8 protein-coding genes are annotated in these 12,973 nt (G+C 67.0%); 4 read left to right on the forward strand and 4 right to left on the reverse strand.

All coding sequences use genetic code 11. From position 1 onward, the window contains the following. Positions 1–460 precede the first annotated feature (460 nt). From ACZ1J6_RS02395 to ACZ1J6_RS02405, 3 genes are all read left to right on the forward strand, one after another. Positions 461–1,765 carry a sugar porter family MFS transporter gene (locus ACZ1J6_RS02395; protein WP_134094327.1) on the forward strand — a complete coding sequence of 435 codons (1,305 nt, stop codon included), beginning with the start codon at positions 461–463 and terminating at the stop codon, positions 1,763–1,765. A gap of 85 nt (positions 1,766–1,850) precedes the next feature. Continuing rightward, the gene (locus tag ACZ1J6_RS02400; protein ID WP_134094328.1) at positions 1,851–2,675 is read left to right on the forward strand and encodes a TetR/AcrR family transcriptional regulator; all 825 of its coding nucleotides are present in this window, start codon (positions 1,851–1,853) and stop codon (positions 2,673–2,675) included. A gap of 227 nt (positions 2,676–2,902) precedes the next feature. Next, complete coding sequence (locus tag ACZ1J6_RS02405; RefSeq protein WP_134094329.1) at positions 2,903–5,104, forward strand: glycoside hydrolase family 3 C-terminal domain-containing protein; 2,202 nt, start codon at positions 2,903–2,905, stop codon at positions 5,102–5,104. 119 nt (positions 5,105–5,223) lie between these two features. Here ACZ1J6_RS02405 and ACZ1J6_RS02410 read toward each other — a convergent pair whose 3' ends face one another. Continuing rightward, a complete protein-coding gene (locus ACZ1J6_RS02410) occupies positions 5,224–7,071 on the reverse strand; it encodes a DUF885 domain-containing protein (RefSeq protein WP_134094330.1) in 1,848 nt (615 codons plus the stop codon). A gap of 189 nt (positions 7,072–7,260) precedes the next feature. Between ACZ1J6_RS02410 and ACZ1J6_RS02415 the strand changes: the two genes are divergently transcribed. After that, positions 7,261–8,961: a thiamine pyrophosphate-binding protein gene (locus ACZ1J6_RS02415; protein ID WP_134094331.1), complete on the forward strand. Its 1,701-nt coding sequence runs from the start codon at positions 7,261–7,263 to the stop codon at positions 8,959–8,961. A gap of 15 nt (positions 8,962–8,976) precedes the next feature. Here the strand turns inward: ACZ1J6_RS02415 and ACZ1J6_RS02420 are convergent, their stop codons facing one another. The 3 genes from ACZ1J6_RS02420 to ACZ1J6_RS02430 all read right to left on the reverse strand — a co-directional run bounded on the left by ACZ1J6_RS02420 (position 8,977) and on the right by ACZ1J6_RS02430 (position 12,902). Continuing rightward, the gene (locus ACZ1J6_RS02420) at positions 8,977–10,764 is read right to left on the reverse strand and encodes a DUF4153 domain-containing protein (protein WP_134094332.1); all 1,788 of its coding nucleotides are present in this window, start codon (positions 10,762–10,764) and stop codon (positions 8,977–8,979) included. A 289-nt stretch (positions 10,765–11,053) separates the two neighbouring features. Then, positions 11,054–12,493 (reverse strand): NAD-dependent succinate-semialdehyde dehydrogenase, encoded by a 1,440-nt coding sequence (locus tag ACZ1J6_RS02425; protein WP_134094333.1) that lies wholly within the window; start codon positions 12,491–12,493, stop codon positions 11,054–11,056. 202 nt (positions 12,494–12,695) lie between these two features. Continuing rightward, positions 12,696–12,902 (reverse strand): hypothetical protein, encoded by a 207-nt coding sequence (locus ACZ1J6_RS02430; RefSeq protein ID WP_134094334.1) that lies wholly within the window; start codon positions 12,900–12,902, stop codon positions 12,696–12,698. Positions 12,903–12,973 lie beyond the last annotated feature (71 nt).

The raw sequence follows: 12,973 nt of genomic DNA on the forward strand, positions 1-12,973 counted from the left end.
TCGGACGGGTTCCTTGTTTGCACAGATGATCTTGTGTCCTTCGCATTCTGCCTTGTTCGGCCGCGCTGCCCCTGAAACGCTCAAGCGTGGGAAGCCTTTGCCCGGGATTGCGGAGGGCGTGCCGGATCCGCAGGAACTTGTCCATGCCGATCGATTTTGGCACGCATCGCGGATCGCTGCATCATTCACGATGGACTTAAGCGCTGCCTCTTCGTAGCAATTCCTGACGAGGCGGAAGCGGTTGGTCTTTGGCCGGGAGAGAGCATCGTGAGCGAGAACCAGGGCAGCGCCAGATCCGCGATTACCGTGTTATCCCCGCAGCATTTGCCCTCTCCTTAGGTGTCGTGGATTTTTCCCGAGGTGGCTGATGGGCTGAAGCTGGGGCGTATTGGCGTGCGTTCGACTTTAGCGGGAAAATTCGGCTCCAAATCGTGAGTTTGGTTGGAAAGGACACATCCTGATGAATGCGACGCTTTTCCGGGGTGTGCTGGTCGGCGCATTGGCCGGGCTCTTGTTCGGGTTCGACACGGCGGTGATCGCCGGCACCACGGAAGGCATCCGGACCGCCTTCGGCCTCGACGCCACCGGCGTCGGGGTGACCGTCTCCAGCGCGCTCTGGGGCACGCTTGCGGGCGCGCTGCTCGCAGGCATTCCGGGGGACCGCTACGGTGCGCGCGCGTCGTTGTCGGTGATCGCGCTGCTTTACCTGGTGTCCGGGATCGGTTGCCTGCTGGCGGTGAACTGGCCGATGCTGCTCATCATGCGGGTGTTGGCGGGATTTGCGGTGGGCGCATCGTCGGTACTGGCGCCGGTCTACATCGCCGAGATCGCCCCGGCCGAGCGGCGCGGCATGATGGTGGGCGCCTTCCAGCTCAATGTCGTGCTGGGCATTCTGGTCGCCTATCTCAGCAACTATTTCGTATCGAGCCTTCATCTCGGCGCGCTCGACTGGCACGTCAAGTTCGGCGTCACCGCGCTTCCGGCCGTGCTGTTGCTGGTGATGATGCGAACCATCCCCGACAGCCCGCGCTGGCTCTTCGCCAAGGGCCGCGAGGCGGAGGCCGCCGCCGTGCTCGGCAAGCTGGGCAATGCCGATGTGGCGGGCGAGATGGCCGTCTGGCGCCGGGCGGAGGAGCAAAGCCACGCCCCGCGGCTCAGCTGGAAGCGACACCACCGGCCGATGCTGCTGGCGATCGCCATTGCCGCGTTCAACCAGCTCTCCGGCATCAACGCGATCCTCTATTACCTCAACGACATCTTCGCTGCTGCCGGTTTCACGGGTGTTTCGGCGGACCGGCAGGCCATCGTCATCGGCGCCTGCAACCTGCTCTTCACCGGGCTGGCGCTCACCGTGATCGACCGGATCGGCCGCAAGACCCTGCTGTTGATCGGTTCCGTGGGATTGACGGCCGCGCTGGCGGGGGTGGCGACGATTTTCGGCAGTGGCACTCATCAGGGCTGGCTGCTCTATTTGCTGATCGGCTTCATCGCCTTCTTCGCTTTCTCGCAAGGCGCGGTGATCTGGGTCTATATCAGCGAGATCTTCCCTACCGACGTGCGCGCACGCGGTCAGAGCCTCGGCTCCTCGGTCCACTGGTTCATGGATGCGGTGATCGCCTTCGGCTTCCCGCTCGCTGCCGCGCATGCCCGCGCGCTGCCGTTCTGGCTGTTCGGCGCGATGATGGCGCTGCAGTTCGTGATCGTGCTGGCCTTCTTCCCGGAGACCAAGCGCAGATCGCTGGAAGCTATCGGCGAGGCCATGTAAGGCAGGATCCGTCCGGGACTGGCTGTCCTCCCCGCGTATTCGCAGGGACCGCCGAGCAATCGGGATTGCCATCGTCACGGCCGAATTGACCCCGCCGCCCATCGCGGCGGGGTTTCGCATGTCGGGCCTCTCGTGCATCCTTTCGGGCGATCACGGGCCCCGGCGGATCGGGCAAGGCATGGAGAGCATCATTCACAAGCAGCCATCGGACGCGCCCACCGCTTCGGAACGGGCGGCGAAACAGGGCGAAGCTTCGGGCGGCCGTCGGCGGCTGTCGCAGGCGCGGGCCGAGGCCACGCGGTCGCGCATCCTGCATTGCGCGCGCCAGGTTTTCGCCGCGCACGGGTTTGCCGCGGCCAATGTGCGCGACATCGCGCGCGCCGCCGGCACGACCCATTCGATGATCACCTACCACTTCGGCAGCAAGGACGAACTCTGGCGTGAGGCCGTGCGCGACATGTTCGCCCTGCTCCAGCGTCAGGTCATCGACCCGGTGGAAGCCGAGGCGGAACTCGATTTCGAACAGCGGTTCCGCAAGCTGGTCCACCTCTACACCCGCTACAGTGCCGAGCATCCGGAGCATGCCCGCATCACCGTTTCCGAAACGATTGCGGGCGGCGAAAGGCTGGAGTGGATGGTGCGGGAGTTCGTCAGCGCCAACCAGGCCGCCACGACCGGAAATCTGACGCAACTGCTGGACCGCGGCCTGGTGCCGGACATGCCGCTGCCCTCGCTGCTCTACGCGATGGTCGGCATGATCCAGCTGCCTTTCATGCTGCAGAAGGAGGCGCAGCTCGCGATGGGTTACGACTTCATGACGGACGAGGCCGTGGAGGCCCATGCCGAGGCCGTGGTCAGGCTTCTGACGGGCTCGGTTCACGACCCCGCGACAAGGAAATCTCCGAGCTGATCCATTGACCCGCGGCGCGGCGCAACAAGCCGCTTGACGCGGCTGGCGTTCGCCCGCATTTCTTTTCGTCCAGATGGACGAAAACAGGGGAGGGGGTTTGTGATGTCGCGATCGGCTGGTCTTTCGGCGCGCTTCTCCGCCTTCACCGATGGTTTCGAGACACGCCATGGCGGCGTTCGTCCTGCCATCCGGGCCGACCACCGCCGCTTGAAATCAGGATCGCCGACATGACCCTTCGCCATTCGTTTCTTTTCGCCGGCGCGGTTGCCGCGTCCACGGCCATGCCGGCTGCCGCGCAGGATCGCGGCGCGGCGGCTTCCGCGCGCGCGGAACGGACGCTTGAGGCGATGACGCCGGAAGAGAAGACCGTGCTCACGGTGGGCATCATGCCCATCAAGCTGACGCCGACTTCGCCCGAGCCGCCGGCCGAAGCCGTTCCCGGCGCGGGCTATATCACCGGCATCCCCCGGCTCGGCATCCCGGCGCTTCTGGAAACCGACGCCAGCCTGGGTGTGTCCTATGTGTTCGGCCTTCGCAAGGACGGCGCCACGGCGCTGCCTTCGGGCCTGGCGCAGGCGGCCACCTGGAACCCCGAACTGACCGAGCAGGGCGGCCGGATGATCGGCGCGGAGGCCCGCGCCAAAGGCTTCAACGTGCTGCTGGCGGGCGGCGTGAACCTGATGCGCGATCCGCGCAACGGTCGCAATTTCGAATATTTCGGCGAGGATCCGCTCCTGGCCGGTACTCTGGCCGGCCATGCCATTCGCGGCGTGCAATCGAACCACATCATCGCGACCATCAAGCACTTCGCGCTCAACGGGCAGGAAACCGCGCGCAAGGAAGTCGACAGCGTCATCTCTCCGGCGAATGCCCACGAAAGCGACCTTCTGGCGTTCAAGATCGGCATCGAGATCGGCAATCCCGGCGCGGTGATGTGCGCTTACAACAAGGTCAACGGCCATTCGGCCTGCGACAACGACTGGCTGCTCAACAAGGTTCTCAAGCAGGCCTGGGGCTACAAGGGCTTCGTCATGTCGGACTGGGGCGCGGTGCCTTCGCTCGGCACGGCGCTGAACGGACTGGACCAGCAGTCCGGCTCGGAGCTGGACAAGGACGTGTTCTTCGCCGCGAAGCTGGGCGCTGCGGCGAAGGCGGACCCGGCCTATGCCCGGCGGCTGGATGATATGAACCGGCGAATCCTCTGGGCCGTCTACGACAACGGCCTGGTCGAAAATCCCGTGAAGCCGGGCGGTGCCATCGATTTCAAGGCGCACGGCGACGTTGCCGAGGCGGTGGCGCGGCAGGGTATCGTGCTGCTGCGCAACGCGCGCGGCGTGCTGCCGCTGGCGGCTTCGGCCAAGCGCATCGCCGTGATCGGCGGTTATGCGAACAGCGGCGTTCTGTCCGGCGCGGGCTCCAGCCAGGTGCAGGGCGAAGGCGGCGCCGCCGTGAACGTGCCGCAAGGAGGCGAGGACGATTTCTCGCCCTTCCTGTTCGAAGCCTATCATCGGTCGGTGCCGATCAAGGCCATCCGCGCCGCCGCGCCTCAGGCCCAGGTGAACTATCGCAGCGGCCGCTACATCTCCGAAGCCGTGACTCAGGCCAAGGCGGCGGACATCGCCATCGTGTTCGCCACGCAGTGGTCCAGCGAGGGCTTCGACCAGCCCGATCTGTCGCTGCCCAACGGCCAGGATGCCTTGATCGCCGCTGTCGCCGCAGCCAATCCCAATACCATCGTCGTGCTGGAAACCGGCGGGCCGGTGCTGATGCCCTGGCTGGACAAGACGGCCGCGGTGCTGGAAGCCTGGTACCCCGGGGCAAGGGGCGCGGAAGCGATTGCCGCGGTGCTGTTCGGCCAGGCCAATCCTTCGGGCAAGCTGCCGATCACGTTCCCCACCGGCATCGACCAGTTGCCGCGCGCCACGATCGAGGGCTTCGATACGGTCGAGCCGGACTTTGCCGGAGCGCCCGACGTGCACGGGCAGAGGCTGGTGGCGGACTACAATATCGAAGGCGCGAATCTCGGTTATCGCTGGAACGCGGGCAAGGGCCAGAAGGCGCTGTTCCCCTTCGGCTACGGTCTCAGCTACACCCGGTTCGCGGCTGACGCGCTGAAGACCGACGGCGCGAAGGCGACGGCCCGTGTCACGAACACCGGCAAGCGCGCCGGCGCCACGGTGGCGCAGCTCTACCTGGTATCCCGCGCGGGCAAGCCGGTGCAGCGTCTGGTCGGCTTCCAGCGCGTGGAACTGGCTGCGGGGCAGGGCAAGGCAGTGGCCATGACCATCGACCCGCGTCTGCTCGCCGACTGGCGCGAGGGCAGCTGGGTGCTCGCTCCCGGCGATTACGGCTTCGCGCTGGGTGAGGATGCCGAGCATCTCGGCCCGGTAACGACGGCGCGCCTCAAGGGCCGGACCTGGAAGGACTGATCCCGGCCAGCTTGCCCTGTCCATGAAAAAGCGGCCTGGATGTGCATCCAGGCCGCTTTTCCCCTTTGCTTACGGGCAGGCAGCGAAGGCAGCTTACGCTGCCCCTCTGGTCCCGGGGTTCAGCCGGCGGCCTTTTGCGCCGATACCCAGTTGTCGACCACGCGTTCCAGGACCGTCAGCGGCATGCCGCCGCCGGCCAGGGCGGTGTCGTGGAAGCCCCGAATGTCGAAGCGGCTGCCGAGCGCCGTGCGCGCCTTCTCGCGCAGGCGGACCCATTCGTTGTGCCCGACCTTGTAGGCACAGGCCTGTCCCGGCCACGAGCAATAGCGCTCCACTTCCGAGGTCGCCCCGCCTTCGGCGCGGCCGGTATTGTCGATGAAATAGCGGATGGCCTGTTCACGGCTCCAGCCCTTGGAATGGATGCCGGTATCGACCACCAGTCGCACCGCGCGGAACAGCAGGCTCTGGTAGAAGCCGACGCGGCCGAGGGCGTCGTTGTCGTAGGCGCCCAGTTCGTCCGCCAGTTGTTCGGCATAGAGGCCCCAGCCTTCGGCGTAGCTGGAGAAGAACATGAGGTTCATCAGCTTGGGCGCGGCGGGGCTTTCCTGCTGCAGGGCGATCTGCAGGTGATGGCCCGGAATGGCTTCGTGATAAGTGAGGGTGGGCAGGCCGAACTTGGGCCAGTTGGCCGTGTCGGTCAGGTTGATCCAGTAGATCCCCGGCCGCGTGCCGTCGAGGCTGGGCGAATTGTAATACCCCTGCGAGGCGCCTTCCTGGATCTCCGGCGGGACGCGCTTGATCTGCACGCCGGACTTGGGCAGGCGGCCGAAAGCCTTGGGCAGCAGGGCCTGCATCGCCGCCATCTGTTCGTTGAGATGGGCGACGAGTTCGACTTTGGCGGCGTCGGTGTTGGGATAGACATTGGCCGGGTTGGCGATCAGCGAGGCCATGCGTTCGCCCACCGTGCCTTGCGACATGCCCTGCTTCTTCAGCATCTCGTCCGAACGCGCGGTCAGGTCCGCCACCTGCTCCAGGCCGATGCGATGGATTTCGTCGGCAGTCATGCGGGTGGTGGTGATGTAGTTCAGGCTATTGGCGTAATACTGCGCGCCCTGGGGCAGGCGCGATACCGAAGCCTCGTGGCCGGCCTTGGGCAGAACGGCCTTCAGGGCGTCGTTCTGGCGCTGAAGGGCGGGATAGACCCGCTCGGCAACCAGCTTTTCCACCCGCGCGCCCCATTCGCCGGGGATCGACTGTTCGTGCGTGCGCCGCATGATCGACTGGACGAGCGTGGATTCTCCGGGCTTCGTGCCCAGCATGCCCGCCTGCAATCCGATGGTCTTCTTGAGGATGAAGTCGGGCGGGATCACGCCCCGGCCGAAGTCTTCGTTCATCCGGTCGGTTTCTGCGGCAAGGACATCCGCGAAGTCTCCGACGCGGGCCACATAGGCTTCGGCATCGGCCGCAGTCTTGATGGTGTGCTGGTTGTCGAGGAAGTCGCCGGTGTTGAGATAGGCGCCGCCGCCCTGGCTGACGCGGTAGACCTGCGGCCATCCGCCCTGCCCATAGGGGATGGCGTAAGTCTTGATGATGGCATCGAGGTTCGCCGCGACGGTGTCGTAATAGATGGCGTCCTGCGCCGTCATCGAGGCGCGGTTCAGAGTGCCCAGTTCGGCGCGTGCCGCGCGGACGCGGGCGCGGTCCTTCTCTTCCTGCTCCAGCGTAGGCACGGTGAGGCGGGATTTCAGCGCGGCGCGGGCCCCGGTATCCAGCCCCAGCTGCGTCGCGGTTTCCGGCGAGGCATCGACCTGGGCTTCGAAATACTTGTCCATGAAGGCGGCCAGGGCGGGATCGGCCGAACCGGCAGCGGCGCCCTTGGGCGCGGATATGCGGGCAAATGCCGGACCGGCGGCGGCGAGTGCGGCCCCCGCGGACGCGGTGGCAAGGAAATGGCGACGGTCGATCATGGCGGCTCCCGCTTTGTTGCGGCGGAAGCCTACGCCACTTGCCCGCACGAATGCAATTGAAGCCATGCCGAAGATTTCCATTGTCCCATCGGTTCGGGCCGGTGCGCCCTATCCTGCCGGGCGGACACTTTTCGAGGAGCGCATGGGGCGGCGATGCGTTGGGAAGGTTTGGTCATTCGAGGAGCCATCATGTCGAAAACCGTTGCCGAACTTCTGGTCGATACGCTTGCACAGCTTGGCGTGGAACATGTGTTCGGGGTGGTCGGCGATGCCCTCAATCCGTTCACTCACGCGCTCGATGCCGATGACCGGGTGGAATGGATCGGCGTGCGGCATGAGGAAGGCGGCGCGCTTTCGGCAGCCGGGCAGGCCAAGCTGACCGGGCGGCTCGGCGTGTGCTGCGGCACCACCGGTCCCGGCGGCAATCACCTCGTCGCCGGACTGTACGAGGCGCGCAAGGACCATGCGCCGGTGCTGGCGATCACCGGCGGCGTGCCGGCCGAGAAGCGCGGCACGGACTATCTGCAGGAAGACGATCCGGCGCTGCTGTTCCGGGACGTGTCGGTCTACAGCCAGGTCATATCCGCCGCGGAACAGGCCCCGGCGGTGATCCGCGAGGCGATCGCGGCGGCTTATGCCGAGCGCGGCGTGGCGCATATCAACGTGCCGCCGGATGTCTTCTCCGCGGCCGTGCCGGGACCGGTACAGAGCCTGGCCACCCTGCGCCCCCGCCCCCAGATCGCGCCGGCGCCTGCCGACATTGCCGAAGCCGCGCGCCTGATCGGCGAGGCGAAGACCGTCGCGGTGTTCTGCGGCAACGGCTGTCACGGCGCTGCGGGCGAGCTGGAGCAGCTCTCGGAACGGCTGAAGGCGCCGCTCATGCACACCTTCCGCGGCAAGGACATCCTGTCGTTCGATCACCCGCACTGGATCGGCGGCGTGGGGCTGATCGGCTCCCGCGCCGGTGTGGATGCCATCAACGCGGCCGACCTGCTGATCATGCTGGGCACGGACTATCCTTATTCCGAGTTCCTGCCCGGCCACGGCCATGTGATCCAGATCGACGAACGCGCGCTTGCGCTGGGGCGCCGGGCTCCGGTGGCGCTCGGCATCGTCGGATCGGTTCGCCCCGCGCTGACGATGCTGCTGGAACAGCTTCCCGCGCGGACGGACACGGCGTTCCTGGCCAAGGCGCAGGCCGCGCGGGCGGACTGGAACGCCATGCTCGACAAGCGTGCGGACACGGCGCGGACGCCGGGCAAGTTGCATCCCCCGGCGGTGGCACGCGCCGTGAGCGACCACGCCGCGGATGATGCGATCATCGTCACCGATACCGGGGAGGTTACGCTATGGGCCGCGAACTGGTGGCGCCAGAGCGGGCGGCAGCGGGGCACCGGCTCGTTCAACAATGCAGCGGTCGGCACCGGGCTGGGCCTCGCCAACGGGGCGCAGTTGCTCGATCGCGGGCGGCAGGTGATCGCCCATGTCGGCGACGGCGGCATGACCATGCTGCTCGGGGAGTTCATGACCAGCGTAGAGCACGACTTGCCGGTGAAGATCGTGGTCTACGACAATGCCCAGTGGGGTCTCGTCCATCTCGAAATGGAGGCGGCCGCGCTTCCGGCCGCGAAAGGAACCACTTTCCCCAATGTCGATTTCGCCCTGTTCGCGCGGGCCTGCGGCGCGCAGGGCTTCACCGTCAGCGACCCGGCGCGGCTCGACGCCACGATGGCGCAGTTCCTGGTGGCGCCGGGGCCGGCCATCCTCCACGCCATCGTCGATCCCGACGAGTTGCCGACGATGCCGCACATAGAACCCGCCCAGGTCGTACGCTTCGGCATCGCAAAAGTGCGGGAGGCCTGGCGGGGGCTGCGCAAGACCGGCAGCTGATCCGGGTTCAGGGCGTCACTCGAACTCGCTGCCGACCGGCTGGCCATCCACGAAGACCTGGCGGCGCGTGACCTTGCGGATCTCGACGCGTCCGGCCTTGAGCGCGGTTTCGAGGCGCTCGACGGCCTCCTGGCCGGTCACGTTGGGCCGCCCCGGTGCGGGGTTCCAAGTGCCGTTCTCGCCCTTCCAGAGGAAGCTCCGGTCGTTGGTGACGATCACGGCCTCGTCGCTGTTCTTCTCGAAGAGAACGGTACAGGCGCCGGAGTATCCGCAGGCATTGTAGTCCTGGAGCTGGTCGTGGAGCGCCTTGGGCAGCACCGTGCCGCGTGGCAGCACCAGCAGGCGCGCGGGGTCGATGGGCGTCTGCCGAGGTTCGATCGAGACCGGGTCGAGCGACCAGCGGTTCTTGGCATCCCGCGCCTTCTTCGCGGCGGCGCGGATTTCCGGCGTGCGGCCGGTTTCGGCGAGGCGGCGGGTGGCAGCTTCACCGGCGCGGCCGAAGTCGAAGCGCATGGCGCGCCAGTCGAACCTGGCCAGCGGTGTCCGTCCGCTCTGCAGCCGGGCGAGTTGGTCGCGCGTGGACAGGGCGCCGAAATTGATCAGCGGCGTGGAGAGTACCAGCGCCACGAGGCAGAGCCCGGCCGCCAGGCGCAAGTTGGCCGTGCGCAAGTGCGGTGCCGCGCGGATGCGCCAGCGCACGAGGACGACGAGATAGGCCAGGCCATAAGCGCAGGCGATGGCCGTGAAGACCACGGCCCAGAGCCGGTCCGGCGTCAGGCCATATTGCTGGATGCGTAGGCCGGTGGAGATCGCGGCAATCGCGCCGAGCGGCAGCATGGCGATGCCGAGCGCGGCCACGCTGCCGCGCAGCAGGGGACTGCGCGCCTCGTGCGGTGCCTCGTCCCCGATCACGGCATTGGCCAGGGATAGTGCGCCGATCACGCAGCCGAGCAGGATCGGGCTGGTCGAACGGGTCGCGTCCCACAGCGGCGCGAGGCCGGTGAAGGGGATCGCCGCCAGGAAAACGACCAGGCCAAGCGCGAGCACCGGCGCCAGTACGGACAGGATCGTCGTCACCACGCGCTGCAGCAGGCGCAGGATGCCGTCACGCTCGCGCAGGAGGCCGATCCCGGCGCCGAGCGCGGCGCCCGTGAGCAGGAGCGCTGCCCAATCCTTTGCCAGCAGGTCCTTGAGCAGGCTGATGCCGATCAGGCGGAACAGTTCGGACAGCAGCAGCACCATCGCCCAGACCACGCCGACGAAGACCCATGCCGCGCACCACAGCACCACATTGGTCCAGGCGTGGCCATGCGCTTCCGGATAGGGAATGGTGAATGACCGGGGGCGTCCCCGCTGCCCATCGGCAGACGAGCCCGGCATCAGGCGGGCGTCCCGCCAGGCCTGGAAGAGGGGCGCCGCGATCACCACGGCCAGCACGGCGCAGACGATCCGCCAGGGCTCTTCGCCATGTTGACTGCCGAAAGGGCCGTTCCAATAGATCGTCAGCGCGACCACCGCTCCGCCGATCGCGGCACAGGCGGCGCTCCAATGGATACGCGTGCGCTCCACGAGGAAACCGAAGATCAGCGACCCGATGCCCAGGAACGTGGCCAAGGCCATGCGGGTCTGCATCAGGTCGTAATCGCCGTGATGCTTGTCCGGGCGGACGATCCAGTAGATCGCCAGGCCCACCACTGCCCCCAGCAGGGCAAGGCCCCAGGATCGCAGCGGCCATTCGCCCGCCTCGGCTTCGGGAGAGGCGGCCCCATGTTGCGGGATCGCGGAATCTTGGGGGCTGTTCATCGCTGTCCTCTCGCGTCTGCTGCTTGTCCCGACAGCTATCGCAAAATTAAGCGGCGTTCAATATCTTATTATACGCTGTGTATTTCGGAGCACGAGGGTGCATTCGCTATAGGGGAATGCTCGAAACCTATCGGCGCGAACTTGCCGCGCTTTCGGCTGACGATGCTCCCGCGCGGTAGTGGCTGCGTTTGCCCGGTGACGGCGAAATGGGCCTGACGCGACAATCGCGAAAGCGCCGGCGGGCGCTCTCGCGATCTTCTGTCGGTCATGCCGGGCGCGAAGCCGGTGCTTAGACGTTCGCCACTACGACGGCGCGCGTGTTGAGATAGTTGTCCAGTGCTTCGGGGCCGCCTTCGGTGCCGTAGCCTGAATCCTTGATGCCGCCGAAGGGCAGTTCCGCCGAGGAAGCCGCGGGCGTGTTCACCCAGAGCATCCCGACTTCGACCCGCCGCGTCAGCAGGTCGGCATTGGCGAGCGACCGCGTGAAGGCATAGCCGGCCAGCCCGAAGGAGAGGCGGTTGGCTTCGGCGATCGCTTCTTCCAGCTTGTCGAAGCCGCGAATTCCGGCGACCGGACCGAAGGGCTCGTCGTTGAACAGACGGGCATCGAGCGGGACATCGGCCAGCACGGTGGGCTGCCAGAAGTTGCCGACTTCGCCGATCCGCTCGCCGCCCGCAAGCAGGCGCGCGCCGCGTGCCACGGCGTCCTGCTGGAACTCGGCCATGGCCGTCAGGCGGCGGTCGTTGGCGAGCGGGCCCATCTGGGTTTCCGCGTCCAGACCGTCACCTACGGAGATGCCCTTGGCCAGCTCGGCCATGGCCTGCGCGAACTGCTCCTTCACGCTGTTGTGGACCAGGAAGCGTGTCGGCGAGATGCAGACCTGCCCGGCATTGCGGAACTTGGCGCGCCCGGCGCTGCGCACGGCGAGGTCGACGTCCGCATCCTCGCAGACGATCACGGGCGCATGCCCGCCGAGTTCCATCGACACCCGCTTCATGTGCTTGCCGGCGAGGCTGGCGAGCAGCTTGCCGACGGGCGTGGATCCGGTGAAAGTGATCTTGCGGATCACCGGGCTGGCGATCAGGTATTCCGAGATCTCGGCAGGGTCGCCATAGACCAGGTTGAGCACGCCGTCGGGAAGACCGGCATCCTGGAACGCGCGAATGAGCGCGGCCGGGCTTGCGGGGGTTTCCTCCGGCGCCTTGACGATCATCGAGCATCCGGCGGCCAGGCCCGCGCCGATTTTCCTGACGACCTGGTTGATCGGGAAATTCCAGGGCGTGAACGCGGCGACCGGGCCGACCGGGTCCTTGATCACCATCTGGCGGACCGACAGGTCGCTGCGGTGCGGCACGAGACGGCCGTAGACGCGGAAGCCTTCTTCGGCGAACCATTCGATGATGTCGGCCGCTGCCATGGTCTCGCCCTTGGCTTCCGCCAGCGGCTTGCCCTGCTCCAGCGTCATCACCCCGGCAATGTCGGAGGCACGCTCGCGCAGGAGCGCGGCGGCCTTGCGCATGATCGTGCTGCGCCTGGCGGGCGTGAAATCGCGCCAGACTTCGAACCCGCGCTCAGCCGAGGCGAGCGCGAGGTCCAGATCCGCGCGGTCGGCATGGGCAACGCGGCCGATTTCCTGCCCGGTTGCGGGGTTCTGCACCGCCAGCGTCCGGCCACCGGCGGCATCGCGCCACGCCCCATCGATGAAAAGCTGGGTATCGGGATAGGCCATTGCTGCACTCCTTTAGGCGGGGCCGGCGCCGGAAGAAACCGCGCTCGGCCGGACCGACCATATCGGAAGCCGAGGCCATGGCCGCAACCGGCGCAAGGCCGGATGGGCCGTGCAATGGGAGTTTCGGGACTTGCCCTTTTCTCATCGTTCGGCGCGCTGGGACTGCCGGCGCGCCGCCGATGAAAACGCGGGCGCGAGGATATCAGGGCAGATTGCTGTCCCGCCGCTTTTCGCTGAGTTTCCGGGCCGCATAGGCGCCCACGGCCGCGGCGGCGATCCCGGCGAGGCCGAAGCGGCGCAGCACGGTTGCAGCCACGACCCCGGCAATCGCGCCGCCGGTTTCATCGACACCCGCCACATTGCGGGCGATCCGTTTGCCCGCGATTCCTCCGATGATCTTGCCTAGCATTCAACAGTCTCCTTCTGAGAAAATAGCGAGCGGGGCCGCCGATGGTTCCGTGCCCGACCGGCTGCGATCCC

The organism is Novosphingobium sp. BL-S-21 (genome assembly GCF_055521655.1).

What these genes read in the sequence shown, in the direction of transcription:
- ACZ1J6_RS02395 (WP_134094327.1), top strand. Translation starts at nt 461, where the DNA reads ATGAATGCGACGCTTTTCCGGGGTGTGCTGGTCGGCGCATTGGCCGGG.
- ACZ1J6_RS02405 (WP_134094329.1), top strand. Translation starts at nt 2,903, where the DNA reads ATGACCCTTCGCCATTCGTTTCTTTTCGCCGGCGCGGTTGCCGCGTCC.
- ACZ1J6_RS02415 (WP_134094331.1), top strand. Translation starts at nt 7,261, where the DNA reads ATGTCGAAAACCGTTGCCGAACTTCTGGTCGATACGCTTGCACAGCTT.
- ACZ1J6_RS02410 (WP_134094330.1), bottom strand. Translation starts at nt 7,071, where the DNA reads ATGATCGACCGTCGCCATTTCCTTGCCACCGCGTCCGCGGGGGCCGCA.
- ACZ1J6_RS02425 (WP_134094333.1), bottom strand. Translation starts at nt 12,493, where the DNA reads ATGGCCTATCCCGATACCCAGCTTTTCATCGATGGGGCGTGGCGCGAT.
- ACZ1J6_RS02420 (WP_134094332.1), bottom strand. Translation starts at nt 10,764, where the DNA reads ATGAACAGCCCCCAAGATTCCGCGATCCCGCAACATGGGGCCGCCTCT.
- ACZ1J6_RS02430 (WP_134094334.1), bottom strand. Translation starts at nt 12,902, where the DNA reads ATGCTAGGCAAGATCATCGGAGGAATCGCGGGCAAACGGATCGCCCGC.